The sequence below is a fragment of the Paenibacillus sp. VTT E-133291 genome, from assembly GCF_002264395.1.
In the GTDB taxonomy this organism is placed as follows: Bacteria; Bacillota; Bacilli; order Paenibacillales; family Paenibacillaceae; genus Paenibacillus_AQ; species Paenibacillus_AQ nitricinens.
On the sequence record NZ_NFVA01000171.1, the window covers coordinates 1 to 5,288 of the forward strand.

At 44.5% G+C, this 5,288-nt stretch carries 4 protein-coding genes; all 4 read right to left on the reverse strand.

What is annotated here, in order from left to right:
• Positions 1 to 2,324: alpha-amylase family glycosyl hydrolase (locus CA598_RS30950; RefSeq protein ID WP_094878985.1), on the reverse strand; the 2,324-nt coding region annotated here is incomplete at its 3' end.
• A gap of 263 nt (positions 2,325 to 2,587) precedes the next feature.
• Positions 2,588 to 3,253 carry an alpha/beta hydrolase gene (locus CA598_RS30955; RefSeq protein WP_042191649.1) on the reverse strand — a complete coding sequence of 222 codons (666 nt, stop codon included), beginning with the start codon at positions 3,251 to 3,253 and terminating at the stop codon, positions 2,588 to 2,590.
• Positions 3,254 to 3,404: 151 nt separating this feature from the next.
• Positions 3,405 to 3,986, reverse strand: a complete 582-nt coding sequence (locus CA598_RS30960) for a hypothetical protein (protein WP_094874793.1) — start codon at positions 3,984 to 3,986, stop codon at positions 3,405 to 3,407.
• Positions 3,987 to 4,003: 17 nt separating this feature from the next.
• Positions 4,004 to 4,540, reverse strand: a complete 537-nt coding sequence (locus CA598_RS30965; RefSeq protein WP_094878986.1) for a hypothetical protein — start codon at positions 4,538 to 4,540, stop codon at positions 4,004 to 4,006.
• Positions 4,541 to 5,288: the final 748 nt, after the last annotated feature.

The following is a 5,288-nucleotide window of genomic DNA, read 5'->3' on the forward strand; positions in this document are numbered from 1 at the left end:
GGTGTTGGTGTTGGTGTTGGTGTTGGTGTTACTGTTGGTATTGGTGTTACTGTTGGCGTTGGTGTCGGTGTTACTGTTGGTGTTGGTGTTGGTGTTGGTGTCACTGGCCCACCCGATGTAATACTTCCTGTTGGCGTATAAGTCCAGGTTCCAGTACCGAATAGATAGTTGCTCCCCCCGTTACTGTCCCATGTGCCACTGCCGTTGTTAAAGCATGCTTCAAGCTGGCTGGCGGAGCCGATATTAATCGTTATTTTGTTGTATCCGGCTACATCAGATACAGGTATAGCCACACCCGGAGATGTCGTCCATGTACCTCCTACTGGGCGATAATGAATATAAGGCGAGGTATAACCTTGCTTATAGTAAATCGTGACACTGTTCCCTGCTGGTGTTGTAATAGACGCAATCGCACTAAGAAGAGATAGATTGCCTGCGGCATCAAATGCTTTTACCGTGTAGTTATAGGTAGTACTAGCGGATAAACCATTGTCCGTATAGGAAGTAGTCGCCGTTGTGCCTACCTTAACACCATTACGATAAACTTCATAACCAGTTACACCTACGTTGTCGGTAGATGCCGTCCAGCTGATCAAAGCGCTAGATGCATTCTGAACAGTTGCCGTTACATTGGTCGGAGTAGTTGGAGGAACTGTTTCTGAAGGTTGTTGTTGTTTTGCATAGATTTTGGCTGAATTTGCACCTACAGTTACAGTAATTTGCTTTCCAGTTACTCCGCCTGATTGTACAGTCACTGTATCTGCAGTATTCAGCTGATTATATAAAACTGTCCCTGCGGTCAAACTACTCTCGGCGCGCAGCGGGATGGTTACCGTTTGCGAACCACTAGATTGATTACTAAATACAGAAATAGCTTCTTGACCTTGATTAGTTCCAGTGTCGATACGACGTGAGAAGGCATATAAGTTCTGCGCAGCCCACATTTCACGTTGAGTACCTGTACGTAGTGCTGGGTTATTTTTACGAATCTCATTAAGTTTGGCTACGTGCTTGTAGGTGCTGGCACTTTCATTAAAATAGTTCTCAATTACGTTTCCGCTTGCATCCCGTTTCACCATAGACCAACGGTTCCAAGTATCAGCAATACCGCCTGTCATGATCTGACTGTTGCCGTTGCCTTTGTTCTGCTCTGTTCCTTGGAAGACCACTGGTGTTCCACGAACTGTAAAAATAAAGGTTAAAGCATTCTGCAGCTTATCAACGCTTCCCCCGGCTTCCGTTAGAAAACGGTTGCGGTCATGATTGTCGATAAAGGTAACCATGTGATTGGCATTCCCATTGTAGTAGGAATCCTGTGCCAAGGTGCTTTTGATATTGGACTCAAAAGACTGCCCATAAGCAAAGCTGTTAAGTACGGAGAAGAACATTGGGAAATCGAGCATACCCCATTCCTTGTTGTTTCCGACCCAACGTGAGACAAATTCAACATTTCCGTCGAAATTCTCGCCAAATGTATTAACGCCCAGATAATTTTGTAGTTCACCGATATCTGTTGGCTTCATCAGCTTGGCAGCATCCACACGCGCACCGTCAGCGCCTGTATAATCAAACCAGCCTTTGATGGAATCGAATATCGCCTGCTTAGCCGCAGGAACATCGAAATCAATGTCATCTAGCCCGCCCAAATCATGATTCTCTAAGTAATCCTGCGCCCACTGATCATATCTTCCATCCGCCAGAGACCAGTTAATATCTCCATTATGGTGGTACCATGCTGGATTATTGAACGGAGCCACTGGCTGCAATGATGGGATATCATAATAGGCTTGGGAACCTAGCATATAATCACCGACGTGGTTTGGCACAACGTCAATCACTACTTTGATGCCAAGTGCATGTGCGGAGTCCACAAGCTCCTTCAGCTTCTCCTTCGTTCCGAAGTATGGATTGGCAGCGTTAGGGTTCTTAACGTTGTATCCGTGATAGGCTGTATTTTTTCCGGAACCGTTGTTTTCCCGGTTAGTCATTTGTGGCTCAGCCACTGGGGAAATCCAAATCGCGGTATAGCCCATATTTTTAATATATGATAGCTTATCGATAATCCCCTGCCAGTCTCCGCCTTTCATATAACGGAAATCTTCCTCAGAGTTTTCTCCATAGCGAATTGCCGCACCCGTAGCATTGTTGGAAGTATCTCCATCATTAAATCGGTCAACCATAATCTGATAAATAGTGTCGTTCTCATTAATCGTGCCGATGCTTGCCGCTTCAGCTTTTTGCGGTGTTAAGACAAACAAATTAATCACGGTAGAAAGAAGAATAGATGTAATTAGAACGGGTACATACCATAACCTACGTTTCATTGCGTGCATCTCCCTCTCTTATTAAAGCGTATTCAAAACATTCTAAAACCTACTTCTTTGATTAAAAACCAAGCCCGCCCAGTGATATCTCTAATGTTTTTAATATCTTTAACACAAAAAACAAATAATTTTAGGGAAACCGGTTTCCCTACTAAAAATTACCATGATTATGAATACGTTGTCAAGCTATAAAAAATAAAATTCCCAAGAAAAAGAGCCTCCTTATTAGGGGCTCTTTGGAGTTCATTATTCACCTTATATGCTTAGCTTCCTACACTCTGAATAAAATGCAATACTTCATTCATTATCCGGTCCTTATCTTCACAATGACAAACCATATGACCACTGTTATCCACCATTATCACTTGTTTTTGGGCTGTAGGAATCGTATGTTGCAGGAAGTCAGCGCTTCGAGTCTTCACCAGATGATCTCGCTTCCCCTGCACGATCAAGGTTGGAGTCTCAATATGAGGATAGATTGAAAAACTCTCCCGGACCAATCGTTGAAACTCTCTCGTCGCCCTTGGGGGCGTTGAAGTGAATTTATTAATATACGTTTTTAGCATGGAAAAGCTCCCAAGAGTCTTAAGAATCTCCACAGGATTCAGCGGAAATACGGGAGTGGACAATAAAGTAAGGGATTTGATCCAGGGTTTATACCGTACAGAAAGATGTGAAGCAATAAGGGCACCGGTAGAAAAGCCAATCAGATGAACACCTTCATCCGTCTTTAACAGCTCTGTCAATTCATCTTCAGCACTCTGTTGCCAATCATGTCGATCCGAATGCAATAAATCATTCCTGCTCCCCCCATGCCCTTTCAGGGTAAACGTTCTGGAACGGTAATTATGCTGCTCCATAAACTGGGACAAGGGAGAGATCTCATGCTCACCTCCGGTAAAGCCATGAATAAATAAACAACTTTCCATAATTGTCCCTCTTTTCACATACCAATCTGATATACAACTTTATTGTATAATGCCAATCCCCTTTATTTTCTATACATTCCATCCTTTTATGTAAAACCTCAACCCAAGTGATGTTAAGGTTCAGCTCTGTGAATGGTTCGCAGCAAGAACGCTATTGCTCCCACCAAAGAAGACCCAACGCTGAGGTAATCGTTAAACCTACGGCGGAGCTGGATGAGGTTACGTTAGCACAAATAGCAGTCCCCGGCGGGACAATGATGCTGCCCGTAAAGTTCTGTGAGAATGCCCCCGGTGCCAATTGATAATTGAAAAGCGTCGTTCCCCCGCTAATGGCTGCTGTGGAAGACTGAACGGTCATCGCACTCGTCGCCGAGCTGCCCAAATTATTATTCGTTGGCGTTAATGTTGTAGGTGAAGTTACCGTCCCTCCTTTTACAATTGTAAAGCTACCCGACATTGCTGATAGTAGGGAAGAACCGCCAATACTGCCGCTTATACGTGAGATATACACAGTTTTTCCACTGCCTGAAGCATTACTAATCCGAATAGAAGCGATTGCGGAGATTAGACTAAGTACGACCAAACTAGACGCAGATGTGTTAGTTGAATATAAGACTGCAGCCTGCGAAGCGCTTATTTCAGGCGGTGCGCTAATATCTGGCGCTTGGAAGGTATTCACCATATCCACATAAAGAGGCTGATCGTTGTCATTAAATACAAATTGATTAGGCATATTTATCCCTCCTGCTTCTAATATTCCCACCAGCTGATAGACGTTGTCGCCGCCGAGGACCCCGATGCAATCGTAATGGAGGTAGTAATGGAATTTCCGGGGGGAACTACAATTTGCCCTGTAAAATCAACAATGATCGGACCGACCGCCAGCAATAGAGATACTAGCGTGGCTGGACTTCCAGTAGGGGCTGCAGTTGAGGTTCTAGCCGTCATAACACTAGTTAACGCACTTCCAAAATTATAATTAATCGGTGTGACGGTAGTCCCGGTGACCGTAGCGTTCCGAAGTAATGATAAAGTAACAGCCGCCGTCGCTGAGCTGGCAGTCACACGGGATACATACAAGGTACGTCCGCTTCCTGCCGGATTACTAATCTGAATTACTAAGGGGGCAGTCGTCGTTACCGTAGAAGTAAAGGGGATTCCAAACAATAGCCCCGCCTTGGCTGCTCCCCCCTCAGGAGCTGAATCTATACCAGGTGCAACATACGTGTTAACTTGCTCTGTAAAAAGTGGCTGGCTGCTCTGATTGAATACTGAGTCGTTAGGCATGAGATATCCTCCCCGTACTTATGCTTCTTCTCATTTTATGCCGATCTCAGTAACAGGTTGTGGGAATGTGCGTAATTTTGCTTTTCCTGCCCAGTCACCCCCTTTTTCCCACCATATATTAATATCACACCATTCGAATGGCTAAGGATTGTCCCTATCGGTTTGCGGCTTATTGGACTGCGGTTTATTTAGGCTCAGGGCTCAAACGACGGTTTGGGCCTTTTCATGGATTGAGCACCAGAAATCCCGTAGGAAGTGAATGAAATCCGTATTGGCCTGGAGCTTAAAAAGCGCAGCAAGAGAAAACATAAAAAAGCGTAACTAAAACGATTCTCTCTTATTCAGTTAAGAATGAGGGAGCTCACTCTGTTAGTCTCCGCTTGAAGATCAGCCAGAATCGATTTGATTGTTTTATAGATTCAAAAGAGATTGTTGCTTTAAAAGAAATGAGAATGCTAGTGGACTCGAACCACCGCCTCCACGCTACATTCAACGGGTGTAGGCAAGATTGTGTATACGTCCAAGCCCAGTATTTAAGTATCACTTGATCATTTTATAAGGAAGGGACGAGGAACTTTGCCTAACTATAGCTCTTTTCAAGCGAATCCTGATAATCTACGAACACTTATATTTGGCCGGGATGCTACCCTGGTTGATCATCCGCTCACTACAGATCCCAGCGGAAATCTAACGACGATTATCCTAGATGGTACGATTTCCAGCGTGCTTGGCGCTACGATCACTGCGG

Bases quoted from the DNA above. Each gene is read 5' to 3' on its own strand.
- CA598_RS30960 (WP_094874793.1), bottom strand. From the start codon at position 3,986: ATGCCTAATCAATTTGTATTTAATGACAACGATCAGCCTCTTTATGTG.
- CA598_RS30955 (WP_042191649.1), bottom strand. From the start codon at position 3,253: ATGGAAAGTTGTTTATTTATTCATGGCTTTACCGGAGGTGAGCATGAG.
- CA598_RS30965 (WP_094878986.1), bottom strand. From the start codon at position 4,540: ATGCCTAACGACTCAGTATTCAATCAGAGCAGCCAGCCACTTTTTACA.